At 72.6% G+C, this 3342-nt stretch carries 2 protein-coding genes; both read right to left on the bottom strand.

From position 1 onward, the window contains the following. Window positions 1-988, bottom strand: a 988-nt coding sequence (locus JM949_RS34750; RefSeq protein WP_203152289.1) for a CYTH and CHAD domain-containing protein, incomplete at its 3' end; no start/stop codon positions are given. A gap of 24 nt (window positions 989-1012) precedes the next feature. Further along, window positions 1013-3211: an RNA degradosome polyphosphate kinase gene (locus JM949_RS34745; RefSeq protein ID WP_407664877.1), complete on the bottom strand. Its 2199-nt coding sequence runs from the start codon at window positions 3209-3211 to the stop codon at window positions 1013-1015. Window positions 3212-3342: the final 131 nt, after the last annotated feature.

Here is a 3342-nt window from a genome sequence, read left to right as displayed (position 1 = left end):
TGCCGTTCGGCGAGCACCTCGTCCAGCCGGTCCACCGCACCCTCGGTCCGAGCGGGCTGAGCGGGTCCGCGTCGGCGGTGCGGCGAAGCCGCGCGCGCAGCACCTCGGCGTCCCGCGCCGCGCCGAGCACCCCGGCCAGCCAGCGCAGCTCGGTGCGCAGCGGACCGGACCAGGTCTTGCGGAGCAGCGGTCTGAAGGTGCGCAGATCACTGCGCAGGCGTCGACAGGCCACCCGCATCTGGTGCACACCGGTGTCGCCGCCGGCGGCCGGGGCGCGCAGCCGGACCAGCGGATCGTGCGCCAACAGCCGGCCGACCTCCTTGCGGACCGCCTCGGTCACCACGTCACCGGCGGTCGGCTCGTCGGGCAGCCCGGCCGGTGCGACCAGGTCCGGATCGGTCTGCGCCGCCGCGCCCAGCGCCCGTACGTGCTTCGGGGTGAACGACCCGCCCTGGGCGCCGGCCTCGCCCAGCACCTCGCCGATCCGGTCGAGCAGCTTCCGGTCGCCGGCCTTCAGCTCCACCTCCACCTCGCGGAACGTGTCGGTGGTGACGCCGGCGTCGTCGAGCACCGTCACCCGGTCGTCCACCACCTCGGCCAGGACAGTGCCGGCCCGGTCACACACCTCGTACGCGTGCCGGACCGTCCGCACCACTGTCACCGGGGCCAGCGGCGCCCCCCGGTGCAGGACGGTGACCAACTCCACCAGCTCCGGCGGCGGCTGCCCCTTCGGCCCGGGACGGGAGATCTCATGCCGCACGCCCGGCGTCCCGGTCGGTAGTTTCACAGTCCAGGGCAGCTCGTCGCCCCGGCGATGACGCAGCGAGGCACCGGCCCGGGCCAGCCGCAGGTCGACAGTGTCGAGGTAGCGGGCGACCAACGTCACCGGTGGCGATGCCCGGACCCGCCCACCGGCCGGGGCCGTGCCGGTCAGGTCCGGCAGCACGAAGGCGTCGTCCACCTCGTACTTCTGCTCCTCCTCGACCATCAGCCCAGCCTATGCGCTGCGCGGTCAGCTGGCCGTGCCACCGACCCGGCGCAGCAGTAGTTCCTGTAGGTGGGCCCGGGCGGAGTCGTCGTCGCCGGCGCGCCGGGTCCAGGTGCCGTCGCCGGCCAACTCGAACGCGTCCACGTCCGGGCTCATCGCGGCGGTCAGCACATGGTCCAGCTCGGCCCGGGCGACCGGATCGCTCACCTGCACCAGCGCCTCCACCCGACGGTCGAGGTTGCGGTGCATCAGGTCGGCCGAGCCCATCCAGAACTCGGCCTCGCCGTTGTTGCCGAACCGGAAGACCCGGGAGTGCTCCAGGAAGCGGCCGAGGATCGAGCGGACCCGGATGTTCTCCGACAACCCCGGCACCCCCGGTCGCAGCGTGCACATGCCCCGGATGAGCAGGTCGACGTGCACACCGGCCTGGGAGGCGCGGTACAGCGCGTCGGTGATCCCCTCGTCCACCAACGAGTTCACCTTGAACTGGACCAGGCCGGGCATGCCCAGCCGGACGTGCGCGATCTCCCGCTCGATCCGCTCGATCAGCCCGCTGCGGATGCCCTGCGGGGCGACCAGCAACCGCCGGTACGCGGTCTGCCGGCTGTACCCGGTGAGCACGTTGAACAGGTCGGTGAGGTCCGCGCCGATCTCCGGGTCGGCGGTGAGCATGCCGAAGTCCTCGTACAGCCGGGCCGTTTTGGGGTGGTAGTTGCCGGTGCCGATGTGGCAGTAGCGACGGATCTGGTTGCCCTCCTGCCGTACGACCAGCGCGGTCTTGCAGTGCGTCTTGAGGCCGACCAGGCCGTACACCACGTGGCAGCCGGCCCGTTCCAACGTCCGGGCCCAGCCGATGTTGGCCACCTCGTCGAAGCGGGCCTTCACCTCCACCAGCACCACCACCTGCTTGCCGGCGGCGGCCGCGTCGACCAGCGCGTCGACGATCGGGGAGTCGCCGCTGGTCCGGTAGAGGGTCTGCTTGATGGCCAGCACGTTCGGGTCGGCGGCGGCCTGTTCGACGAAGCGCTGCACGCTTGTCGCGAACGAGTGGTACGGGTGGTGCACCAGGATGTCCCCGTCGCGCAGGGTGGCGAAGACGCTGCGCGGCACCTCGCCCTCGGCGAGCCGGGGATGGGTGGCCGGCACGAACGGCGGGTCCTTGAGGTCCGGCCGGTCGGCCTCGCCGTAGACCTGCCAGAGCGCGGACAGGTCCAGCAGGCCGGGCACCCGCAGCACGTCCTGGTCGTCCATGTCCAACTCGCGGACGAGCAGCTCCAACATGTGGTCGGAGATCGACGCGGCGACCTCCAGCCGGACCGGCGGGCCGAACCGCCGTCGGGCCAACTCCCGTTCGAGGGCCTGGAGCAGGTCCTCGTCGCGGTCCTCGTCGACCTCCACCTCGGCGTTGCGGGTCACCCGGAACAGGTGGCACTCGACCACCTGCATGCCACTGAACAGCTGCCCCAGGTGTGTCGAGATCAGGTCTTCCACCGGCAGCATCCGGACGCCCGGCTGGTCCCGGTCCACCCGGACGAAACGGGGGACGTTGTTGGGCACCTTCACCCGGGCGAACAGCTCCGAACCGCCGTCCGGGTCCCGCACCGCCACCGCCAGGTTCAGCGACCGCCCGGAGATGTACGGGAACGGGTGCGCCGGATCCACCGCGAGCGGGGTCAGCACCGGGAAGATGTGCTCCCGGAAGTAGGTGCGCAGCCGCTCCCGCTCCGGGTCACCCAGCTCACCCCAGCGCAGGATGCGGATGCTCTCGTCGGCGAGCTTGGGCAGCACGTCGTCGACGAAGCAGGCGGCGTGCCGGGCGGCCAGCGCGGCGGTCCGCTCGGCGATCAGCTCCAACTGGGTCCGCAGCGGCAACCGGTCGCCGCCGCGCACCGGCAGACCGGCGGAGAGCCGCCGCTTCAGCCCGGCGATGCGCACCATGTAGAACTCGTCGAGGTTGCTGGCGAAGATCGCCAGGAACTTGGCCCGTTCCAGCAGCGGGGTGCGCTGGTCCTCGGCCAGGGTGAGCACCCGGGCGTTGAAGTCGAGCCAGGACAGCTCCCGGTTGAGGAACCGGTCCTCCGGCAGCGGCGGGGCCGCCGGCGGCTCGTCGTCGTCCTCCTGCCCGGCACCGGTCGACAGGTCGCCGGGAAGGACCGGGTGGACGTCACCGGCGGCCGGGCCGTCCGCCTCGATCTTCGGCGCGGGGTCGAGAACCTCGTCCAGCCCGGAGGAGGCGGCGCCGGGGTCGTCGGCGAGCGTGTCGGCGCGGGCGGCACCGGCGCGTTCGGCACGGGAGGGGCGGAAGCGCCCGTCGGTGCCGCGCGCGCGGGAGCCGTTGCGGAGGTCGGTGGCGG

The sequence above is a fragment of the Micromonospora tarensis genome (assembly GCF_016803395.1).
GTDB lineage: Bacteria > Actinomycetota > Actinomycetes > Mycobacteriales > Micromonosporaceae > Micromonospora > Micromonospora tarensis.
The sequence above is the reverse complement of the archived record's forward strand: the minus strand, read 5'-3'. Positions and strand labels throughout refer to the sequence as shown.